Origin of the sequence: Epibacterium sp. MM17-32, from assembly GCF_022348205.1 — a bacterium.
Lineage (GTDB): Bacteria > Pseudomonadota > Alphaproteobacteria > Rhodobacterales > Rhodobacteraceae > Epibacterium.
Window position 1 is genome coordinate 12479 of sequence record NZ_JAKRFC010000024.1, and the last position, 22388, is coordinate 34866.

The following is a 22388-nucleotide window of genomic DNA, read 5'->3' on the forward strand; positions in this document are numbered from 1 at the left end:
CTTGTAGGGTTTGATAATCAACATTCCCTCACTATTTCGAGGCGAACAATACTCCGGGCGCAGGAGCACCTAGAAGAAAGTGCCGCTCGATCCGTCACTTGAGCGATGCCCAAAGCGCCGCCGCAAGCCAGATCCCTGCGCCGAAGCTTAAGTGAGCCATAAGGCTCTTCGCGCGTGCGAGACCCGGCTTGGGTGTACGACGTGCGGCAACGCCCGCACCGAACGCGGGCTGCAGGATGAAGAATGGCGCAGCGACTGTGAGCGCGCCGAAGACCAATGCAGGCAGCAAGCTTGGCGTTGCCACCCATCCGGCACCCATCAACGTCAAAAACACAAGGGCGAACACGACACCGATAAGGTAGTTCAGGAACCACCCGAAGGACCTCTCGTACCGGAAAGGTGGGACTTGTGAGATCGGGCGCGGCGCCCCCTTGCCGCGAAGTCGCCAGTGGACCCACCGGCCCACAAGACCGTAGTCCAGTGGTTGAACGCCAAAGGCACGTTTCAGGATAAAAGCCACGGTATCCATGACCAATGTAGCGCCGCAGCCAATCACGAGCACATCCAAGAAAAGGCTCTGCATGGTTTTGCCTCAGTTCATAACACTCAGGTACTAGACCCCTGATGCGTGAAAGAAGCATATGCGCTGCTGATTGGTCGATTGCCCAGTTTCACACATCAGCTATACACCAATGCATGAAACCTCGGAAATTTCACCAAGCTGAACCTATCGGGTCATTGCCTCCTTGCCAGCGTGGTATCTATGCTTGGTTACAGGTATCAGTTTATGCTTCGGTCCAGTTTCGTACACGAAGCAAAACAAAAGCCTCGTGAGGGGGCCGACTTTGACTGGTTTCATACCCTCACTGTCGCGTGCATCGGGTCGTGAACTGAGCCAATCCCAACGCTGAGAGCACCTCATAACATACCGCCCGCGCATGGCGATGACCTGACAGGTATGAGGTACACCGCTTAGATCAGGCTGCGACGGCCAAGCTTCGAGGAACGAAATGCAACGCCGGGCAAACGACGCATCGAAGGAACGTTGCCACCAATTGAGACGCCGCGCCGCACGCTAGAAATTCGGCCTTTCCATGCACCAGATCATATCGGCCTCTTTTGGGGACGAGCAAGCATCTCTAGATGCCCGCCACACTCACCTGCAAGGCCATTGGGTGAACTGGTCGCGCCTTGCCAGACAGAGCCTGTAAACGTTTACCAAATTGGGATAGGCAGCCCCCACAGGAATTCGTTCTAGAACTGGGCACCGCCCTCGTCCTGGCCGCAGGCGTCATCGTCTGGCTCGGCTCCACCCCCGTGATGGTTACCCTTTCCCGCCTCCTTCAGTGACCTCATCTTCTGGTCACACTATGGGCTGCAGACCTCCACCACCAACGAGCTCCGCCTATTCAGCGCCATCGCTAGGGGAGAGCGTTTAGGACGAAAGGCCCGGCTGCCTTTGTCTCGCCAGGCGTTCCGCGAGCCCTCGCGCCAAGGTGTCGAACACGATGCGGATACGCCGGCTCGTTTGCAGTTCCCGGTGCGTGACCAGCCAGATCGGAAACTTTAGCGTCGGGAAATCAGCAATAACCCTTTCAAGAGTCGGTTCCGCATCGGCGAGCGCTTCGGGCTGCATCGACACACCATATCCGGCCTTCAACAATTCCCACGCCACAACACCATTCGCGCTGGACATGACAAAGCTCTCGGGGCGCACCGGTATGCCCATGTTGTGCAGCGGTGCCATCAGGCGTTCGGGGTCTGCGTTGCCGACGAAATCGAAGTCGGCAATGTCGCGCAAGCTCTCTGGACGCCCCACCCGATCAAGATAGGCCGAGGTTGCAAACAGGTTGGCGCGAAAATCGCCAAGGTGCCGGGCGATCAGATCCGGCTGCTCCGGCCGGACGTGACGGATTGCGATGTCAGCGTCGCGTTCGGTCAGGTTTTCCAGCTCGCTCGACGTAAGAATGCGAACACGCACGCCCGGTGCGGCCTCCCGCAATGGCCAGAGCACCTGCGGCAGCAACGAAGTTGATAGCAGATCGGTACCGGTAACGGTGACCTCTCCCGTGACATCTTGCGAATTGCCATCAGCCACCATCGAGATCAGAGTCGCAGCTTCGCCCATGGCGCGCACATGGCCAAGAAGGTTGCGACCAGCTTCGGTCAGCTTCAAACCGCGCACACTGCGTTCGACGAGCGTCACGCCAAGCGCGTCTTCCAATGCACCGATCTGTCGGCCGATTGTCGGTTGGCTCGTCTTCAGAGCCCGGGCTGCAGCACTGAATGAGCCCTTCTCGGCGGTCGCAAGAAATGCGCGCACTTGGTTCCAGTCAAAGGAGATCGCCTGCCAGTTCATACACCTGCGTATAGCAGATGAACAGTATTCGGCAATCGACCAATCGCAGATGCATGGGCACACTTACCAAATTAATCCAACCAACGACTCTGGCGCCGATCCCGGGCGAAACGCATGGAAGACAGCAAGATGTACCGCGCATTCACGAACATCCTGAGCGGGGACCCCGACAAGGCCGCCACCTTCTACCAAACACTGCTCGGCCTCGTCCGTCATTTCGATTCCGACTGGTTCGTCCTCCTGACGCACCCAGACTTTCCGGGCTTCGAATTCGGTATTCTAAGCCGAGATCATGAAACAGTGCCTGCCGCATGCCGTGCGGTTCCCTCAGGCGTCGTACTGACGTTTGTTGTCGCCGACCTCGAGGCCGTCCTCGAACGCGCGACGGCTCTCGACGCCAGGATCATTGAAAAGCCGACCCTGACACCATACGGCCAGATGCGTGTACTTTTGCATGATTTGGACGGCTCGATTGTCGATATCAGTAGTCCGCGCTGACCTCGCTCCGCACCTTTCGCGCCCTCCTTTCGACAGCGCGCGTCAACACAACCGGTATCCGATAATGCGCAGCCTCACCAAATCCGAATGGGTATTCCTGGCGATCGTGCTCGTCTACTCTTTCATTCCGGCAGTCCTGGCCCTTGCCCGGATACCCGAACTTTTGGGCGCGCCACCGCTCGTACCCCCCAATCCGCGCGCGGTCATCGCCCCGGTTCCGATCATCCTCCACATCCTGGCAAGCTCGATCTTCTGTCTTGCCGGCGCGGTGCAGTTTCTGCCGAGTTTACGGCGGACCCGCCCCGCCTTTCACAGAAGCCTTGGCCGCATCGTGGTGGCAACCGGCTCAATCAGCGCGTTGACCGGGCTTTGGATGACTGTGTCCTACGTCTTCCCCCAAGCGCTCCAGGGTCCCCTGCTCTATTGGGCACGCGTCTTTCTGAGCCTTGCTATGTTTGCGTCCCTTATCTGGGCGGTGATCGCGATCCGCGCCCGCAATGTCGCAGGGCACCGCGCCGCAATGCTTCGGTCCTACTCCATTGGCCAGGGGGCCTCGACACAAACGATGCTCCTCATCATGGCTATGGCACTATCCGGTGTCGAGCCACTTGGTCTCGTGCGGGATCTGATCATGATCGCGGCGTGGGGGGCCAACCTCGTGGCCGCGGAGTTCTTGATCCGCCGCACCTCGGCGACTCGCACATTTCCTGTGGCCGTCTCGCGTCGGGCATCGTCCCAAGCCTGACGCCCTCAGACCCAGATTACGAAGATACCGATATGCGCAAACTCGATCCTCACACGCTGCTGTCATCGCTCTGGCTGTTCATCCTGCTGAACATCATATTTCGCGACATTCACCAGTTCGTTCTGAAATCGCACCTCGAGATGCTCCTGACCGGATACTACGACGGCACGCTGATCACAGATGAGTTGATGCTGCTTGGTGGTTTTTTGGCGCTTGTGCCGATTTCAATGGTCCTCCTGTCGCTTCTGCTTGAGCCACGCTGGCTTCGTCCGGCGACCGCTGTTGCGGTGGTGTTCACGGCCGGCCCAGCGATCCTAGCGCCGCCGACCGACCTCGACGACGTACTGCACTTCTCGGTCGCATTCCTTGCGCTGGCTGCAATTTCGTGGATCGCGTGGGCGTCACTTGGCACGGCAAACAAACAAGTTCAGTCATGACCTGCCTCGCCCCTGCCGCGCCCACCACTCAGACAGGCAAAGCACCCCTCGTGATAAGACGTTTTTGCGTGATCGGCTTGGCATTCCTGGTGGGGGGGGCGGTATGCCTCTTACTCCGCTGGCTGGAGCTGCCTTCGACGGTCATGGCAGGGTTCAAAACCGGTACGCCATCAGCATCAATAACCTGGATCATTTTGCTGGGCTACGTCCTGTTGCTGGCAATCCCGTTTGTACCAAGCGCCGAAATGGGCCTCGCCATCCTGCTTGTCTTGGGATCCTCCATGGCGCTGCCGGTCTATGTAGCAACCATCCTGGGCCTGACCATCGCGTTCACCGCGGGGCGACAGGCGCATTTGTACCAGCGCAGCAACGTCAAGGACGACTCCATGGACCCCGCGCCTGCAATCGCGATTCTACACGAGAGGTTTCGCGACCGGCCAATCCTGCGGCGGATGCTGCGATTCCGGGGGCTGTCTCTCATTGCCATGATCAATATGCCGGGCAACACGGTTGTGGGGGGCGGAGGCGGTATCGCGATGGCCGTTGGCTATAGCCGAACCCTTGCGTTCAAAGAGTTTCTCCTCTGCGCGGCGGTCGCAGTCGCGCCGGTACCAACGTTGTTTCTCGTCGCCGATCAGCTCGGTCTAGAGGCCTGGCTCCGCGATTGGATGGAGCGCCTTCTTGCTCCCCCGCTTTGATCCCGTCTCATTGGCCAAACGGATACCCAAACACTCGGAACTCATGCACATGACCGTGAATAAGCCAACGCTGCACCTGCTTTGTGGAAAGGTTGCTGCAGGAAAATCGACCCTTGCGGAGAGGCTCGCCGCGCAACCGGGAACGATCCGGATTTCAGAAGACGTCTGGCTCAAGACCCTCTTTGCCGATCAGATGCAGACGCTGAAGGATTACGTGCGATGCTCCGCCAAGCTACGGGACATCGTGCGGCCGCATGTCATCTCGGTGCTAGGGACGGGCGTCTCCGTCGTGCTCGACTTTCATGCAAACACGCGCGATCAGCGCAGATGGCTGAAAACCATCGCCGAGGCTGCCAGCGTACCCCACGTCCTGCATTTTCTCGACGTCTCAGACGATGTGTGCCTGTCGAGGCTGCATGCAAGAAACGCCGCCGGTAGTCACCCGTTCGCGGTGACCGACGAACAGTTTCGCGTTGTGACCGACCATTTCGCAGCGTCTGTTGCAGACGAAGGCTTCACCGTTCGCCACTATCTTGACGACGGCACGGGAGAAGGGTCCGAGGTGTCTTGTTCATGACGGAGACGCAGAACAACCCTTTTCTGACCCTTGGCATGGGGGCACTCTACGCCCGCACCGCGTTGCCGATCATCCTACTATTGGCGGTACACGGTTTCATCAGTATCGCAGATGCTTGGTTTCTCGGCCGTTTCGTCGGGCCCGAGGCGCTTGCAGCCGTCACGCTTATCTTCCCATTCTACATGGGGGTTGCGGCCCTCTCAACACTGGTTTCGGCGGGCATGTCCAGCGTGATGGCTCGGCATCTGGGCGCAGGCGCGTTGGAAAAAGCGCGCGACCTTTTCGCTGGCGCAACCGGTTTATCCTCGGCTCTTTGCGCAGGTCTCGTGCTGCTTTTTGCCTTGTTCGGCGAAGCCGCTGTGCAAATGGCGGCCAAAGGCGACGACGACCTGGCGAGACTTGCCATACCCTATCTGCAGATCACCGTCTCAACCGCTCTTCCTGCCTTCCTTCTTTCGCTTCACGCCAGGGCGCTGCAAAACCAAGGACGCATCCGCTTCATGACGATGATGAGCCTGTTCGTTTCTTTGGCGAATATCGTGTTCAACTACGTCTTTATCGTCAGTCTCGGCCTTGGAGTCGCGGGGGCTGCACTTGGAACGGCGGCCGCCCAGACCATTGGTCTGGCGATCGTCTATGTTTGGGGGCTCTCCAAAAGCACTCGCCTGCGCATTTCCGACGCGCTCGATGGTCGTCTGTTTACAGCATGGCGTAGCATCTTTGCGCTTGGCGCTTCGCAGAGCCTGGGTCTGTTGAGCGTTTCCATCGCGTCGGTGGCGATCATTGCGATGGTGCAACACTTGGCCGTGAGAGATTACGCAACAACCGTCTCTGCCTACGGCATCATTACACGTTTGCAGATATTCGTGTTCGTGCCTCTTTTGGGGCTGAGCCAGGCGATGCAATCGATCACAGGAAACAATTATGGCGCCAACCTCCATGATCGCGTGATCATAAGCCTACGTTTTGCACTTTGCTCGGCGTTTGTCTTTGCTGTGACCTTGCAAGCATGCTTGATCCATTTCAGGGAAGAGATCGGATTTGCATTCGTTTCGGATCCGTCGGTCGTCGCAGAACTAAGCGCCATCCTGCCGCTTGCGTTTCTAACGTTCTTTCTCACTGGCCCATTGATTGTCATTGGCGCTCACTTCCAGGCCATCGGGGATGCGCGAACGTCACTGTTGCTCGGGCTAACCAAACCTTATCTGTTTGTGATCCCCCTGATTTTTCTACTGCCCTTGGTCACGGGCGAAGATGGAGTGTGGCTGGCCTGGGCCGCTGGCGATCTCCTGCTCTTGGGATTGGTTGGTGTGATCCTTTTCCGACAACGCCTGCGCCCATCCACTTCCGGTATCAGTCCCACAATCTCCGAAACCAACTGATCCAGAACCGTTTATTGGCACAGATGCCCTTCAGACCAAAACAATACGCTAGGATTAACGGATGAATGTCTTTTTCTTTTCGTAGCTTCCGCGCTCACAGGTCTATCTACGGAAAGAAATAAAGGATATTTGGGCGTAGAACCGTTCCCTACACGGGCGCGCAAATTGTGGCGTGCAGTGAAGCGGAAGAACATAAAGAGTGGATGCAAGAAAGAAATCGCGTAGATCCAAGTGTGCCGATCTTGAAGAGTTCCAGAGAGGCGCCTCGGGGTAGCGGCTTTGGCGCATCATGGAAGAAAGAGCGGGTACGCCTCAATCTCCATGCCGTGGAACCACGACTGACATTTCAGGGCCGCCGCACGACCAATGCAACGTTGATCGTCAATGCGGTGGCGAAGTCGCCCGAGTTTTACGGCGGCATTGAGCGCGTCCGGTCGATGCTCGGCCACCTATCCAAGCGAATGTCAGAGCGCTACGCACGGCATGCGATCACGGGACAACCCAACACCGAGTCCGTGCTGCTGTTACCTGGTGTTGGGAAACCCGCTGCGCAAAATGGGAAACTGCCACACAATACAAGCTGCGTCCGCGCGACCATTTGACGTGTTTTCGGGGTAGAATGGTGGGTCGTGAGAGGCTCGAACTCCCGACATCTTCGGTGTAAACGAAGCGCTCTACCAACTGAGCTAACGACCCGGTGAGCGGGGATTTAGTCAAAGCGCAGAGAAAGTGCAAGAGGGCTACAGCGGGTTTTTTCGGAAATTACGACACTGCCTATCGCAGCACCGTTTCCGCGCCCTCATCGAGCACGTAGATGCAGCCCTGTTCATTGGGCAGCGCCGCCATCTCCTCGTAATCAAGACCACAGATAATCCCGCGTAACACCTGCCCCCAGAGGCCGTGGGCGACCAGCACGGTGGGCGCTTCGAGCGCGCGCAGCAGGTCCAGAACCCGGGCATGCAGGCCACCATAGCCCTCGCCCTCCGGTGCCGAGCAGAACAGGTCGAGATTGGTTTCCGCCCGCGCGTGGATCTGCGGATAGCGCTGCGCGATGTCGTGGCGGGTCAGCCCCTGAAACACACCGGCCTGCACCTCGGCCAGACGCGCATCGGTGACAAACCGCAGCCCCCCAAGCGCGATACGCGCCGTTTGCTGGGCCCGCCGCAGCGGCGAGACGATAGCAGGTGGCTGCACTGTTTCGGCAGCAAGGACCGTGTCGATCAGTTCCGCCTGGCGGCGGGCCTGTTGCTGGCCTGCCTCTGTCAGATCCGACTCCAGCTGCCCTTGGATTCGACCCTCGGCATTCCATTCGGTTTCACCATGGCGCAGAAACCAGATCTTTGGAAAGTCGTTCATCAGAAATCGTCCTCATCTGTCAGCCACCCTGCCCCGGTCGGCCTGCGCAGCGTGTTGCCAGCCAGCGCCACCCGCCCCAAACGGGACGACTGTATCACGCTGTGCTTGCGAGCGATCACCCGGCCCGCAGAGGCGCTATTGCGCGTTGCACTGGCACTGGCACTCAGTTTTCGGCTTCATCGCCGTCTTGTCCAGTCTCTGCCGGAGACAGCAACACATAGGCCAGCGCGGCACTGGCGGCGGTGCCCTTGTCGCGGATCTCCTGCAGGATGTCCGGCAGCACCTTGGCCGCCTGCGCGCCATCCCGCAGGATCGCCGCACGCGCGAGCGGCGTGTCGCTGGCAACCGCCAGCACAAGTTGGGGGGCAGCCTCCGCGCCCGGCGACAGGGTCAGTCCAAAATCAAGCGTATAGGCTCCGTTGCTGCCGCCCTTGAGCCGCTGCGTCAGGTTGTACACCCCGCCGGTCGGCGTGATGAGCACCGTCCACAGCGATTGCCCGGGCTGGCTGCGCAGCCGGGCCTGCAAGGCATCTCCGCTGGCGGCCTGATCGGCAGAGAGCGACATGCTGACCGGATCGGGCCAGCGTCCCTGAAGGCTGCGGGTCAAATCGACGGCTGCGCATTGATCGGGGGACACCACCCGGTGAAGCAGCGACGGACGCGCGCCAAAGCGTTCTTCATAGGCCACCGGCAGCCCCTCGAAGCCGCCGTCGCTGGCGGCATAGGTCTCGATCCGCCCGGCATTGCGTCCGGCGGACAGGCGCGTCGACAGGCTGCACGGGCCGGTGTCGAACATGGCCAGATACCCCTCTCGGGTGTCGGTGTTGATCATGGGCAGCTCGCCCTCGGGCGGGCTGGCGTCAGGACCCGTCTGTGCAGCCAGATCAGCGCCGGCACCTCCCGGTATCCAGCCTGCCTGCCAGCCATACCAGCCCCCGCCGCCCGCCAGGGCGAGACAGGCCAAAAGCCCCCACAGCAGCCCGCCACTGCCGCGTGTTTCGCGCACCGGTTGCGGCGGCGGCGCTGCGGGCTGAGCGGGCGGGAAACTGGGGATATGCGCCGGGCGCGCCGTGTTGGGCACCTGAAGGTTCGCCAGCGAGGGTTGCGGCGGCAGCGACAGTGGCGAGGCCGAGCCGCGATTGCCCTGGGTGACCTCATGCGGGGCAAACCCGTCCTGATAGTAATGCACCGGCAGCGCAGCCGGGTTGTCCAGCAGGTGCAGCACATCGCGCATGGTGCCGGGCCGCTGTTTCGGATCCGGCTCCAGCATATGCGACAGCAAGGGGCGGAACTCTGCCGGGACCTGGCTCAGGTCGGGGATGGAACGCCGCGCCTCCACGGCCTCGACTATGGAACCGCCCATGTCAAGCGGCTTGCCGCGCAGGGCCGCCGCCATCAGCAGGGCCAGCCCGTAGATGTCGACCGCCGGCCCCATTTCGCCGCCAAAATGGCCAAGCTGTTCCGGCGCGACATATTTGAACTTGCCCGCAAACTGACCGGCGATGGTGCCTTCGGCAATGGTCTGCGATTTGGCGATGCCGAAATCGATCAGCCGCGCCTCGCTGATGATGCCGCTGGCCAGCATCACGTTGTCCGGCGACAGGTCGCGGTGCACCACGCCCTTGGCGTGGGCCTTGGCCAGCCCCTTGGCCAGTCGGGTCAGCAGGGTACGCCCGGCATCGACAGGCAAGGCGCCGTACTGGCGGATGTGGTCCGACAGCGGGATGCCGTCGATGAACTCCATCACCAGGAAATAGCGGTCCAGGTCCCGGTCATGCACGTAATTGTAGTACCGCACGATGGCATCATCATGCAGCAGCCGCAGCGTGCGTGCCTCGCGCCGGAACATGTCGCTGGCCTGCGCATCGCGGATCAGGTCCGGGCGAATGGCCTTGATCGCCACCGGGTCTTCGGTGCCGACCTCGACGCCGCGATAGACCTCGCCCATGCCGCCACTCTTGAGGGCGGTCTGAATGCGGTAGTTGTTGTTGATGACCGTGCCTGCCGCCAGTTCGGTCTGGGCGCCACCGGTCGGGGCTGCGGGGGCCGGAGTTGCTTGGGCCGGGGTCGCGTGCGAGGGGGCCGCGGGGGCGGCGTCAGCTGCGGAGGGGGCAATTTCGGTCGGCGCGGAGGAGTGTTGCTCCGCCTCCGCCGCAGGGCGCTGATCAGGCAGCGGACCGGGCCGCGCCGAGGCTTCGCGCGGGCGCTTCAGCGCCTCTTCGGGAGAGATCAGTCTGGTGCGGTCTTCATCCGCGTCAGACGCCTGCCGTTCTGCGCCTCCGCGCGGGCTTTCCGACTCAGTCATGCGAGATCATCCAAGATATCGTCCTCACTGGCGCGCGCCCCGTCAAAGGGCGGCGCGCATCTGACAGCCACCACCGTCACATTGTCCCGTGCCCCCCGGGCCAGGGTTTCGCGGATCAGCGCATCACAGGCCTGCTGCGGCGGCAAATTGCCCAGACAGGCTGCAATTTCATGGTCTTGCAAATGTTCGGTCAAACCGTCCGAGCACAAGAGCAGCACGTCATCCTGCTCTAGAGTGCCCTGCACCTGATCGCAAGCCACTGCGGCGTCCACTCCGATGGCACGGGTGATCACATTTTTGCGTGGCCAGGTGTCCGCCTCCGCCTGGGTGATGGTGCCGGCTGCCAGCAATGCGTTTACCTCCGTGTGATCCCGGGTCTGCTGTACCAGCTGACCCTTTCGAAAGAGATAAACCCGGCTGTCACCAGCCCAGAGGCAGGCAAAGGTCGGACCATGCGCCAGCACCGCCACCACGGTGGCGCCAACGGTGCTGCCGCCCAGCTCGCCACTGCGGGTGCGGATCAGGTCGTTGGCCCGTTGCAACCGCTCCAGGCTGCGGGCCAGCAGGTCTTCGGTCGAGACCGCGCAGCCCACCGTGTCAAGCTGCGCAACGATGGTCTGGCTGGCAAAATCCCCGGCCGCATGGCCGCCCATGCCATCCGCCACCACCCACAGCCCGAGATCCGGCCGCGCCAGCAACGCATCCTCGTTGATCTGGCGCCGGCAGCCCACATCGGTGGCCTGCCCGGTCTCGAACCCAAGGGCCATGTCTCCCTCCATCACGCCTCCTCCCCGGTTGCAAGCCCGGTCGCGAGCGGCGTGCCGGCCAACAGCCAGTGCAGCGCCGCGGTGCTGGGCAGGCCCGCACAGCCGAGCCAGATCGCGGCCCGGGTCTCGGTCGCCGGCGACCACCAGTAGCTGCGGGTCAGCAGCGCCCGCTCCGCATCCGCCCCGCGCGCCGCGTCCAGCAGCGCCGCCAGATCACCGTTGGGCTGATGCGCCCAGAGCGTATCGCCGATCCGGGCCTCGGCCTCGTCCTCGCGCGGCAATTGCAGCTGCAACCCGTCCAGCAGCGCGGCACCGCCCTGCCCGGGCTGCATGGCGGAAAAATGCGCCGTCAGCGCCGCATAGGGGGCCTGATCGCCATCGCGCACCGGCGCCGGAACCGCCGCCCCCTGCGCGATCAGCACCAGCGGGTAGCGCCGCCCTCCCCGGTCGCGAGAACAGCGCATCACCCCCATCAGGCTGCGGCCCAGAACCCCGCGCCCGATCCAGAACCGCAAATCCTGCGCCTGCTGCCAGAAGGTCGGCCAGGCCTGCCCCTGCTGGTCGCGGATGTCGGACAGCGCCCGGTCAAGCCAGGTTTCCAGATGGTCGCCCACCGCAGGGTCCACATTGGCGCGCAGGAAATCTCCATAGCCCGGATGTTTCCCAAAGAGGCCGATCTCTGCTGTCATCACCGTTACTCCAGCGTCACCGGGCAGGCGAAATCCGCCAGCTCCGGCATCAGGAAGGGCACCGTGGTGCTGTCGAACTCGATCCGGTAGTTGATCGAGCGGCCGCCGATCTCATGGCGCACGTCCACCACATTTCCGGTCACCCGGGCGCGTCCACGCCGCAGGAAGCTGACAATGTCCCAGCGCCCTTCGGCAAAGCTGAGCGTCGACTGGCGCTGCCGTTTCTCGGGGAACAGCTGCACCGACACGCCCGAGGACTGCCCGGGCCAGGACAGGGCCGCCGGGCTGCTGCCCGGTTGCGTGCGCACCGAAGCGCCGTTGACCGACAGCACCGCCAATTCGACCGAGGGCGAGGAATCGGTGTGGATCACCGACATGCCCACCTCCGGTTCCGGCGCGCCGGTGGCAAAGAACGCCAGCTGGATCGCCTGGGCATTGTCGAACTGGCGCAGGGCCTGCGGCGACAGGCGCTGGCCGATGGCGCTGCCCGGCGCCGGGCGCAGCCCCTCCGGGGTGCGGATCACATGCGGCTGCAGGTAGGAGCTGTAATAGCGATCCATCCGCCCGCCGGGACCGAAGAACTGGCCAAACACCGCGGGCGACACATGCCGCCCGCCCCCAAAGGGATAGAGCGGCGCGATGAAGTCGCGGCAGAACTGGCTGACATCATCGTTGAGCGCCCGGTTCAGCTGCGCCATGGAGGCATCCTGCGCCTCGGAGCGGAACTCGGTTTCCGCCTCGTTCAGCAGCCGCGCCAGCGGTTCGGGCAGCGCGGTGTTGTTCATGGTCAGCGCCAGCAGCGTCTCGTTCAACATCACCTCATCCGCCGGGGTCGGCGCCACGGCGGCCTGCCGGCGATTTTCCCGCAGATCCCCCAGCGAGGCGAGCACGATGTCGATCGGCCGCTGTCCCGGCTCTCCGTTCAGCAGGCTGTGCCACTGGGCAAAATCGTTGGAAATCCGCTCCACCTGGCGCCGTTGCAGATCCTCGCCATGGGCTTGCCCCGCGGCCCCGGCCTGGGTCTGCACCTTGCTGCTGTTGCGGAAACTGTCCATCGCGACCCGCTGGAACACGCCGGACTGGCTGTAGATCCGGCTGAACACCGCATCGCCCATATTGGCGCTGAGATCGCCGCCGGAGGCCGCCACAGCCGCCGGATCGAGGTTTTCGAGCTGATCGTAGAGCCGCACCAGACGGGTCTCGGCCTCGATCGCCTGCACGAGGTTCAAAAGCGGCGAAGCCACCGGCGAGGCCGCCGCCGCCAGGGCCGCGTATTGCGGCGGATCCTCGGACATGTCCGAAAGCGCGATGCGCGACAGCATCTCCTTCCAGGCGGCGGTGAACTCCAGCCGGTACATCCGGTGCAATTCGCCCTCCAGCCCGGCAAGCTGGGTGTCATAGCTGACCCGCGTTGCGGCCTCGCCCAGCACCCATTGATCCTCGCGCAGGCGGCTGCGGGCCGATGTCAGCTCTTCCAGGAAGAACCCCCAGTAGCCTTCGAAGGTGTAAAGCGCCGGCACCCCGACGGAGGCCAGCGGCGTGCCATCGGTGGTCTCCAGCACCTGATCCACCTGCCCAGACAGACGTTCGGCCAGGTTGAAGTCGGCAATGCCGGAGGTCGCCGCACGTTCCTTGATCGAGGCATAGGCCTGATCCGCCAGCGGCAGGTTGACGATCACCTCGCGCGCCTTGCGCAGGATTTCCGGGTCGATCCCGATTTCCGGCCGCCGGTCGCCGTCCATTTCCAGCATCGCGGTCAGATGCGCCTTCAGTTGAGCGCGCTCGTCGAACTGGCCGGTGGCGTTGAACTGGCCGCGCCAGAGGGTCTCGAAATAGCTCACCACCGCCGCATCATTGGCGGCGTGATCCCCCTGCCCCTCGCCGCCGAGCAGCAGATAGACCTTGAGCGCGCGATAGACCTCGGCGGTTTCCTCATCCGCGATCAACTGCGGGATGGCGTTTTCCATGTGCAGGATCAGGCGCGGGCGCAGCATCCGCTCCAGCCCGTCGGAATAGGCCCGGCGGGTGGCGCCCGCCAGTTCCTGATACCGCGACAGGCCCAGTCCTTCCCAAAAGCCGGGCTCCTGCGTATCGCCGTACCCGGTGGTCATGTCGCGCAGGTCCTGCAGATAGGGCATCACCACCGACGGGTCGCTGTCATTGATCACCGAGCGCGACAGCTCATTGCGCGCCGCGTCAAAGAACGCCACCGCATCCTGTTCCGCGCTCCGGGTCAGGGTCGCGTTCTGCCAGTAGCTGTAGCCAAAGGCGCTGACGGAGCCGAGCGTTGCCAGCACGATGGAGATCAGCGCCGCACTGCGCAGCACCGCCGTGCGCCGCATCGCGATCCGGTCGTAGCCGACCCAGTCGCGCTCTTCAAAGATCACCTTCTTGATCAGATCATGCAGGAAGAACGACTTGCCCTTGCCCGACATGAAGGCGGGCTGGAACATGCCGGAACTGTCGCTGTTGCGGGACATCTCGCCCAGCACCTGATCGACCGGCGTGCCCTCCTGGGTGCCGGAGGTGAAATAGAAGCCGCGCAGGATCGCATTGGTCTTGTAGCGGGTCGGCTCGAACACCACCCGCAGGAACTCGCAGATGTTGTCGCGCAGCATGCCCATCTGCCCCGGCAGGCCAAAGATCGCGATGCGGCTGGCCCCGTCCGGTTCCTCGTTCATGCGGTCGATGACCTCGTCCGACAGCCGGCTCAGCAGCTGGTCATATTCCGTCCCCGCCTGTTTGTAGGTCTCAAGCTGGCGGTCCTTGGTCTGGAAGGTCACCCCCCAGGCGGCCTTGCGCCGGCTCTGGCTGAAGCTGGAGAAATACTCGCGGAAGCCCGCCACCAGATCGGCCTTGGTGAACAGCACATAGACCGGAAAGTCGATGCGCAAGACCTCGTGGATCTCTGCCAGCCGCGCCCGCACGGTGGCGGCGTGGGCGGCAATGCTCTCGCTGGAGCCTGCCATCATGTCCTCGATCGAGAACGCAAGGATCACGCCGTTCACCGGCTGATCCGGGCGGCCCTTTTTCAGCAGGCCGAGGAAGGCGTCCCAGCTGGCCTTGTCCGCCGCCGCATCGCTGTCGTGCATGGTATAGCGCCCGGCGGTGTCGATCAGCACCGCATCCTCGGCAAACCAGAAATCGCAGTTGCGCGTGCCGCCAAAGCCCTGCGCCTTGTCCGGCAGCGCCTCCTGCCCCGGAAATTCGATCCCCGCATTGGTGAGTGCGGTGGTCTTGCCCGCTGCCGGCGGGCCGATGATGACATACCATGGCAGATCGTAGAGATAGTTCTTGCCGCCCGCTTTCTTCAGCTTGGCAAGCGCCTCCTGCATGCGTTCCGCCAGCACCGAGGCATCGCCCACCGGTTCGTGCAGCAGGCTGTCTTCCAGCTCCTGCGCGCGCCGGCGACGGCGGCGCCAGCGCAGCCCGTAGACCAGACCCAGAATGCCCAGGAACAGGCCGATCAGCGTCAGCCGGAACCAGATCGTCGCCGCCAGCGCAAAGCCGGTCATCGGCAGGCCGAACCAGATCGCGGCCACCAGCGCCACCACGCCCAGAATGGCAAAGACCACCCGCGCCCAGGGCTTTTTCATCCAGCGGAACATCCGGCTAAACAGATTGATGAGCCCGTACATGTCAGTTCTCTCTCGGGATCAGGATTTCGACGCGCCGGTTGCGGGCGCGTCCTTCGCGGGTGGAATTGTCGGCGATCGGATCAACCGCACCCTTGCCCTCGACCGAAATCCGGTCGGGATTGGCCAGATCCTGCGCCAGCAGGTCGGCAACGGTCTGGGCGCGCGCTTCCGACAGCTGCTCGTTGGTCTTGAACCGGCCCCGGCCGGACATCGGCACGCTGTCGGTATGGCCGACGACCCGCACCGGGCCGCGTTCTTCGTCCAGCGCCCGGGCCGCCGCACCCACCAGCGCCGAGATGTCGCTGGTCAGCTCTTCGGACCCGGAGCGGAACCGCAGCGCCTCGCTGACCCGGATCAGCACCCAGTCATTGGTGCGATCCAGCTCGATCTGGCCGGTTTCCAGCTCGTCCTGCAAGGCGCCGGTGAGACGCTCCATCTGGGTGCTCGGGGGCGGTTCATAGGGGCGCACCACCGGCTGGGTGCGTTCGATGGCAATGCTGGGCTGACCGCGATGCAGCGCCAGGATGCCGTCCCGGACCTGGGTGCTCTGCTGTGTCAGCACTGTCGACAGGGTGGCAAACATGCCCGTCACCATCACCGCCCCGAGGCTGAGCACGATCCACAGCGGCAGCTTGCCCTGGTTGCGGCGCCCGCCCATCGGCACGGCGCTCCAGCGCGGCGAGATGTCATCGTCGGGCCGGGGTTGAACCCGGCGCAGGGTCTCGTAGATCGCGGTGCGGATACGGGCGCAGTCCACCGCCCCGTTGGGCATGGCGCGATATTGGCCTTCGAACCCCAGCGACAGGCAGGTCAGCATCAGCTCCAGCAGGTGAAACCGCTGGCCGGGCGCACGCATGGCCTCGTCCATCTTCTGGAAGAACCCCACGCCCGAGGACCGGTCGCCGAAGAACCGCGCCGCCATGGAATATTCCTGCCACATGCCCCGATTGGCGCCGGGCAGGTTCTGCACGATGTCATCCGCCGTGGCCGACAGCGCGTATTTGGCATCCATCACGTCCTGCGCCGGCAGGCCCGCGTCCTGGGCACGCCGTTCGAACCCGTCGATTTCGCGGGTGACATGGTCGATCAGCGGGCCGGCCTGCATCTCGACCAGCCCGGTGCGCAGCCGACCGAGCAGCACCAGCAGATCCGCGGCGGCCGCAATCAGCGGGTTGGAGGACTGCCCCGCGCCGCTGCCACGCGCCTTCAACGCATCGGCAAGCGCAATCCGGGGCTGTTGCTGGGCGGCCTGCGGCTGGGCCGCCTGACCGATCTCGGGAAAGATGCCATTGCCCGCCGCCTGGCCGGTGCCGGGCGCGTAATAGGGCTGCTGCACCGGTGGTCGCGGCTGTGCCGGCGGCGGTGCCGGGGCCGCCGGGGAGGGTTGCGGCGCTAGGGGGCCGCGATGCCAGGTGTCATCGGCCGGCGGCTGCGCCGCAGGAGCATACCCCCCGCCCGGCGGCTGCGGCGGCACCGGCTGGCCAAACACGGTTTTCTCCGGTGGCTGAGGCGCGCCCGGCTGCGGCGGAGCGACCGGGGAAATCGGCTGGCCAAAGACTGTCTTGTCGTCATCATCCGACATCAGGCACCCTCCGGCACGGCCCAGCATTCCAGTTTCATGTCAGGCCAGTTGCCGGCAAAATGCATGCCGATCGCCGGCGCGGTGGAGAACTCCCGCCACAGCTCGGTGGATTTGTCCAACAGGAAATAGACGCTGGTCGACACCACCCGGATCTGGCGCGGCGGATTGGGCAGATGCACCAGGCCGATGCCCGGCAGGTTGTTGCTGACGATCTGTTTCATCGCGGTGGAGGGGCCCACCTTGCACAGCCGCGGGAACTCTTGCTGGACCTGCGTCAGGGGCAGCCCCGAGGACACTTCGATCACGAATGTCGCCTTGGCAAAGAGGCTGCGATCGTTGACCAGCGCGGCGTAGGAATTGGCGCGCACCTCGTTGAGCGGCAGCCGCACCGCCCGGCCCACGTCCCGCGCCAGCAATTGCTGGATGTCCTGCACCAGCGCGGTAAAGGCATCGCGGCTGGCGTGGTGATCGTAGCGCGCATAGTCCGGCGCCTTGCGCGCGCCATTGTCAAAAGTCGACAATTCGCCCGCCAGCGCCAGCAGTTTTTCATACAGGCGTTCGGGATGCAGATTGGCCAGCCCCTGCAAATGCCGCAGCACCGGCAGTTCCCGGTTCAGCACCATCAGCATCAGATAGTCGGTGGCCTGCATGCCGCCGCCGGAACTGGGATCGGAGGCAAAGCGCGCCAGCGTGTCCAGCTTGGCCTCCATCCAGCCGATCACCCGGCTCAGGTAGCCCTCATAGGCGGGATGCACCCGGGTCACCAGCCCCACCGGCGGCACCGTCTCATCGAGGGTGACGATGCCGTCACGCATCTCGATGATCCGCCCCAGCCGGATGTTCTGATAGCCGGGGCGCGGCGTCTTGCGCAAGACCAGCTCCAGCCGCGGCTGGGCGATTTCCACCAGATGTTCCGAGCGGCTGGCAGAGGCATTGTTGACCACCGTTTCCGCATCCAGCACATAGCGCGTCGCCGCATCCGCCGCCGCGGGCGACACATCCAGACCGCTGACACTGGCGTCGGGCAGCGTCAGCCACACCTCCAGCCCCTGCGCCTCGTCCTCGGGCACGGCCACCGGCACCGGCAGCGGCACCGACCCCGGCGCATCAAAGGCCATGCCGTCGGGCATGATCCCCGCCACCGCGCGCAATCCGATCTTGCCCTGCTGCGCCAGGTCGCGATCAAACCGCAGCTCGCTCACCCCCCAGGGATAGGGCGAAATGGTTGCGGTCCGCTCGCGCAGCTGGTGCTCCAGATACCGGTCCGCCTGCTGAAGATGATGTGGCTGAAGAAAGAGACCTTCTTTCCACGCGACTTTGCTGAAATTCGACATATGCTGTTCAATCGCTTCTGTAGTACAAGGACCGCAGCCCCTTGTGGAAACGATACAACCTTTAAGGCCTCCCTCCCTGCGGTCAACACGTTGTGGTGGATTATTCTAGAACTGAAGCCGCACCTGCGCCGTCAGGCCCCAGCTGTCCAGCTTATCGCTGAACCGGCTGTCGAGGCGGACCGATGTATCGAGCTGCCGGGCGGGCAAGGCGCTGCCGGCCTGAAGGATCTTGGTAAAGTTCATCCCCACGCTCAATTCCCCATAGGTGCCAAGGTTGCTGCTGGTGCTGCTCAGGACCTCGCCGTTCCGTTCTCCGGTGTCGCTGTCATAGAGGTAGAAGTTCGACACCGCCGGTGATCCGAAATCGTGATAGACCGTCGCCGTGGCGAAATAGTTGAAGGCCGCGGTGCCGGAGGCGGCGATCTTGGTCTTGGCGATGGTCAGCCCGGCAAACCCGACGCGGCTTTCGATCTCCTCGATTTCCAGCTCGCCATTGTCGAAGAACAGCGTGTCGGTCTCGATATTGGCCAGCGAGAAGCCCAGTGTCGGCACGATGCGCAGATCCTTGGCCTCGTTGATCGGGATCGACAGACCGGCAGAGCCGCCAATGGTCACGCCGGTGCTGTCATAGGACTGATCCCGGACGCCAAAGCTGAGATCTTCGAGGGTCAGGGTCGGATCATCGCTGAGGGTGCGCACCGTATCCAGCGCCGCCCCGTTCACCGTGTTGTCCAGATCGAACCCGGTCTTGTCGGTGCGCACCTGCAGGTCCGCAAACAACACCCGCCCGCTGTCGGCGAAGCTGCGCGATGCCGCGATATAGGCGCTGCCGTAGGTCTGGGTAAAGCTGGTACGGTTGGTGCTGGTCAGGATGTCGGTGTTCACTTCGCCGGTGCTGGCATCGAAGAAGTAGACCGGCTGGTTGGTGCTGCCACCGTTGTAGCCCATGATGCCGCCAAAGCTCAGATCCCAGCCGTTGAAGGCGCCGCCGAAGCAGGAGTAATCCGCACCGATCTGCAAGCCGTGGTAATCCGCCGACAGTTCGCTTTCATAGGTGCCCAAGGCGGTTTCCGACGACCCCGACGCGGTGGCCGTACCGCCGGTGGCGCGGCTCCAGGTGCCGAACCCGCAAGGCTCCTCTCCCGGCACCGCAAGCCCGGTGACAAAGGGGCTGGTGGGGCGGTTCACAACGCTGCCGATCAGCGACTGCGTCAGCGCCAGCCCCGTGGCCAGGCCGCCGATCGCCGGGTTGGCGCCGCTCTGCAGCTGATAGGATCCGGTGTCGGTATTGTTCACCAGCGCAAACACCGCCGCACCGGAATTGGGCAGGCCGTTCACCGTCACGCTGTCCAGCGCCCCGCTGCCATAGGTCAGCACATCGACACTGCCGAGCAGGTCGTTCGGATCATCATCCGACAGGTTGAGGTTGAAGGTGGCATGGCCCGAAACCGCCCCTGCAACCGCGATCTGGTCTCCGGTCAGCTCCTCGCCCTCCAGAACGATGTCGACCTCGAAGGTGCCGTTCAGGACCGCATCGCCGGTCACCGTGAACACATCATCGCTGTCGCCATCCGCCAGGTCGATGATGGCGCCGGTTTCATGGGTCAGACTGCCGGCCCCGGTGACGCTGCCATCGGCAAAGATGGTGCCGCTGTTGACCACCGCCGATGTGACGCTGGCCCCGTCGTTGAGCCCCAGCGTGGAGGCGTTGTTCAGGGTGCCCGAGGTCAGCGCACCGCCGCTGGCGACCTGCAACACCGCGTCCGAGACGGCCATCTCCGCGGACCAGATCGGCGCGCCCCCGGCGCTGTCGCTGCCGGTGTTGTTGAACACGCCATGGGCAAGGCTTCCGCTCACCGTCAGCGTGCCGGTGTTGCTGAACTGGCCGCCCACCTCTGCGGTGCCATCCACGGTCAGGGTCCCGGTATTGGACAGCCCCCCGCTGATGTCGCCCGCCAGCGCCATGACGCCGGCGTTGCTGACGTCGCCACCGACACTGCCGTCCAGATCCAGCGTCGCGCCCGACGCGTTGGTGATCGTGCCGGTCACGGTGCCACCCGCGACAACATCGACGCTGCCGGCATTGCTGAGGTCCAGCCCCAACCCGCCGCCGCTGCCGACGCTCAGGCTGGCAGAGCCCGCATTGACGAAACTGCCGGTGCCGGACCCGTTCAGGCTGGCCCCGGAGATGACAAAGGTCCCCGCGTTGGCAACGGAGGCATCCGCAGCCAGGACCGTCGTGCCGCCCTCGACGACAAAATCCTCGGAACTGTCATGGGTGATCCCCGCCAGCCCGCTCAGATCCCCGGAGATGGTCACGGCGGCGCTGTCCGCGGTGCTCAGGGTGCCGCTGAGGCTGCCGCTCAGGCTTGCCGTCGCGCTGCCCTGGTTCACCAGATCGCCGCCGATAGACCCGGTCGAGACCAGAGAGGCGGTATTGGTCAATGCCCCGCCGATGCTGCCGCTCGTCTCCAGCGATCCGCCGCTCAGCGTCACCGCGCCACCAATGGAGCCGCTGCTGGTCACCGTGCCACCGGTAATGGCCACGTCACCGCTGATGGCGCCGCTGTTGTCGACGCTGCCGGCAGAGGTCGTCAGCGCGCCAAGCGTTCCTGCGGCGGCAATTGTCACCGCGCCACTGTTGGTCAGTTCCGCAACCGTTCCGCCATTGATCGCGACGGTGCCCGCGCTGGTCACCTCATCGGCGCTGCCGCTGGTCTCCAGCGTCGCGCCCGCGGCCACGCTCACCGCGCCTTGCAGGTCGCCGCCATCGTTGCTCACGGTGCCGCCGGTGATGGTGGTGGTGCCGGTGACATCGCCGGTGTTGGTAAAGCTGCCGGTGGTCTGCGTCAGCGTCCCCACCTCGCCCGCGCTCGACCCCGTGCCCGCATTGCTCAGGCTTGCGACGCTGGCGCCCGCGGACACCGACACCGTGCCGCTGGTGCCGTTGTCGAGATCATCCACCGATCCGCCCGTGACCGAGGTGCTGCCCGCATTGCTGACCATACCGGCGGTGCCGCTGGTCACCAGCGTTGCCCCATCCGCCACGGTGACATCGCCCTGCAAGCTGCCACCGTCATTGGTGACAGAGCCGCCCGACACCGTGGTGGTGCCGGTCACATCCCCGCTGGTAGTGAAGCTGCCGCCGGTGTTGATCAAGCTGCCGATGGCGCCCGCGCTGGTGCCGCTGCCCGCGTTGGTCACGGTCGCAACAGTCGCCCCGGACGCAATCTCCAGCGTGCCGTCGGTGCCATTCTCCAGGTCCGACACATCGCCATCGGTCACATTGGTGGTGCCGTGGTTGGTCACGGTCCCGGCGGTACCGCTGGTGGTGAAGGTGGTGTCGGAGGACACGGTCACCGCGCCGACCACGACACCGCTGTTGGTGATCGTATTGGCACCGGCGCCCGAGATCGTGCCCTGAATGGTGCCGCTGTTGGTCAGCGTCCCGCTCCCCACAACCGTGACATCGCCGCCGATCACACCACCATCGTTGTCCAGTTGCGAACTGCCGGTCAGGCCGACTGTGCCGGTGATGTTGCCCGTGTTGGTGATCACCCCGCTGCCGCTCGTGGTCAGGCTGCCGATGGTACCGGCGCTTGTTACCGTGCTGCTCCCGGTGTTTGCAACCGACGACACGGAGGCATCCGCACCAACCACCAGCGTAGCTCCGCCGTTGTTGTCAATGCTCCCCACGGTGCCATCCGAAATGCTGGCGCTGCCGCCACTGTTGCTCAGCTCCGTCACGGAGCCGTCGGACATCGACATGGTGGCGCTGTTGACCACCTCATCCACGTTTCCGCCCGATACGGTCAGCGTGGCACTGCCGGTATTGCGGACCTGGGTTACAGTACCGCCGGATAGGGTGGCCTCACCGTCATTGTCCAGATCGGCCACCGTGCCGCCGGACACCGTGACCGCGCCGCCCGACAGGTTGTCCAGATCCGCAACAGTGCCGCCCGAGACGGTCACATCGCCGCTGTTGTCCACCGACCCGGCCTCGCCGCTGGTCGCCAGTGCG

The 22388-nt window shown here is 63.8% G+C and carries 17 protein-coding genes and 1 tRNA gene; 7 read left to right on the forward strand and 11 right to left on the reverse strand.

All coding sequences use genetic code 11. The annotated features are described in order from the left end of the window. Nucleotides 1-94: 94 nt before the first annotated feature. Nucleotides 95-583, reverse strand: coding sequence for a DUF2938 domain-containing protein (locus tag MHM88_RS22140; RefSeq protein ID WP_239369076.1), 489 nt, complete (start codon nt 581-583; stop codon nt 95-97). A gap of 852 nt (nt 584-1435) precedes the next feature. Beyond that, nucleotides 1436-2359: a LysR family transcriptional regulator gene (locus MHM88_RS22145; protein WP_239369078.1), complete on the reverse strand. Its 924-nt coding sequence runs from the start codon at nt 2357-2359 to the stop codon at nt 1436-1438. Nucleotides 2360-2473: 114 nt separating this feature from the next. On the opposite strand from MHM88_RS22145, the gene MHM88_RS22150 reads away from it, so the two are divergent. The 7 genes from MHM88_RS22150 to MHM88_RS22180 all read left to right on the forward strand — a co-directional run bounded on the left by MHM88_RS22150 (nt 2474) and on the right by MHM88_RS22180 (nt 7298). Continuing rightward, nucleotides 2474-2857, forward strand: a complete 384-nt coding sequence (locus tag MHM88_RS22150) for a VOC family protein (RefSeq protein ID WP_239369080.1) — start codon at nt 2474-2476, stop codon at nt 2855-2857. A 64-nt stretch (nt 2858-2921) separates the two neighbouring features. Continuing rightward, nucleotides 2922-3602: a DUF2306 domain-containing protein gene (locus MHM88_RS22155; RefSeq protein WP_239369082.1), complete on the forward strand. Its 681-nt coding sequence runs from the start codon at nt 2922-2924 to the stop codon at nt 3600-3602. A gap of 32 nt (nt 3603-3634) precedes the next feature. Continuing rightward, nucleotides 3635-4039, forward strand: a complete 405-nt coding sequence (locus MHM88_RS22160) for a DUF6326 family protein (protein WP_239369084.1) — start codon at nt 3635-3637, stop codon at nt 4037-4039. A gap of 68 nt (nt 4040-4107) precedes the next feature. Further along, entirely contained in the window at nt 4108-4737 is a 630-nt protein-coding gene (locus MHM88_RS22165) for a hypothetical protein (RefSeq protein ID WP_239369086.1), read from the forward strand. A gap of 49 nt (nt 4738-4786) precedes the next feature. After that, nucleotides 4787-5314: an ATP-binding protein gene (locus MHM88_RS22170; protein ID WP_239369088.1), complete on the forward strand. Its 528-nt coding sequence runs from the start codon at nt 4787-4789 to the stop codon at nt 5312-5314. Further along, a complete protein-coding gene (locus tag MHM88_RS22175) occupies nt 5311-6696 on the forward strand; it encodes an MATE family efflux transporter (protein ID WP_239369090.1) in 1386 nt (461 codons plus the stop codon). The genes MHM88_RS22170 and MHM88_RS22175 overlap by 4 nt, the downstream gene beginning before the upstream one ends. A gap of 233 nt (nt 6697-6929) precedes the next feature. Continuing rightward, nucleotides 6930-7298, forward strand: coding sequence for a hypothetical protein (locus MHM88_RS22180; protein WP_239369092.1), 369 nt, complete (start codon nt 6930-6932; stop codon nt 7296-7298). An 18-nt stretch (nt 7299-7316) separates the two neighbouring features. On the opposite strand, the gene MHM88_RS22185 is transcribed toward MHM88_RS22180, so the two are convergent. From MHM88_RS22185 to MHM88_RS22230, 9 genes are all read right to left on the reverse strand, one after another. After that, nucleotides 7317-7392 (reverse strand) — tRNA-Val (locus MHM88_RS22185). A 78-nt stretch (nt 7393-7470) separates the two neighbouring features. Then, complete coding sequence (locus MHM88_RS22190; RefSeq protein WP_239369094.1) at nt 7471-8052, reverse strand: histidine phosphatase family protein; 582 nt, start codon at nt 8050-8052, stop codon at nt 7471-7473. A 163-nt stretch (nt 8053-8215) separates the two neighbouring features. Further along, nucleotides 8216-10357, reverse strand: coding sequence for a serine/threonine-protein kinase (locus MHM88_RS22195; RefSeq protein ID WP_239369096.1), 2142 nt, complete (start codon nt 10355-10357; stop codon nt 8216-8218). Next, nucleotides 10354-11124 (reverse strand): PP2C family serine/threonine-protein phosphatase, encoded by a 771-nt coding sequence (locus tag MHM88_RS22200; RefSeq protein WP_239369098.1) that lies wholly within the window; start codon nt 11122-11124, stop codon nt 10354-10356. The genes MHM88_RS22195 and MHM88_RS22200 overlap by 4 nt, the downstream gene beginning before the upstream one ends. Before the next feature lie 11 nt (nt 11125-11135). Beyond that, nucleotides 11136-11813, reverse strand: a complete 678-nt coding sequence (tagF, locus tag MHM88_RS22205) for a type VI secretion system-associated protein TagF (protein ID WP_239369099.1) — start codon at nt 11811-11813, stop codon at nt 11136-11138. 5 nt (nt 11814-11818) lie between these two features. After that, nucleotides 11819-15451: a type VI secretion system membrane subunit TssM gene (gene tssM, locus MHM88_RS22210; RefSeq protein ID WP_239369101.1), complete on the reverse strand. Its 3633-nt coding sequence runs from the start codon at nt 15449-15451 to the stop codon at nt 11819-11821. Nucleotide 15452: 1 nt separating this feature from the next. Beyond that, on the reverse strand, nt 15453-17033 hold the full coding sequence (gene icmH / locus MHM88_RS22220) for a type IVB secretion system protein IcmH/DotU (protein ID WP_305037640.1): 1581 nt from the start codon (nt 17031-17033) through the stop codon (nt 15453-15455). Further along, nucleotides 17033-18367: a type VI secretion system baseplate subunit TssK gene (gene tssK, locus MHM88_RS22225; protein WP_239322024.1), complete on the reverse strand. Its 1335-nt coding sequence runs from the start codon at nt 18365-18367 to the stop codon at nt 17033-17035. The genes icmH and tssK overlap by 1 nt, the downstream gene beginning before the upstream one ends. Before the next feature lie 105 nt (nt 18368-18472). After that, nucleotides 18473-22388: hypothetical protein (locus MHM88_RS22230; protein WP_239369103.1), on the reverse strand; the 3916-nt coding region annotated here is incomplete at its 5' end.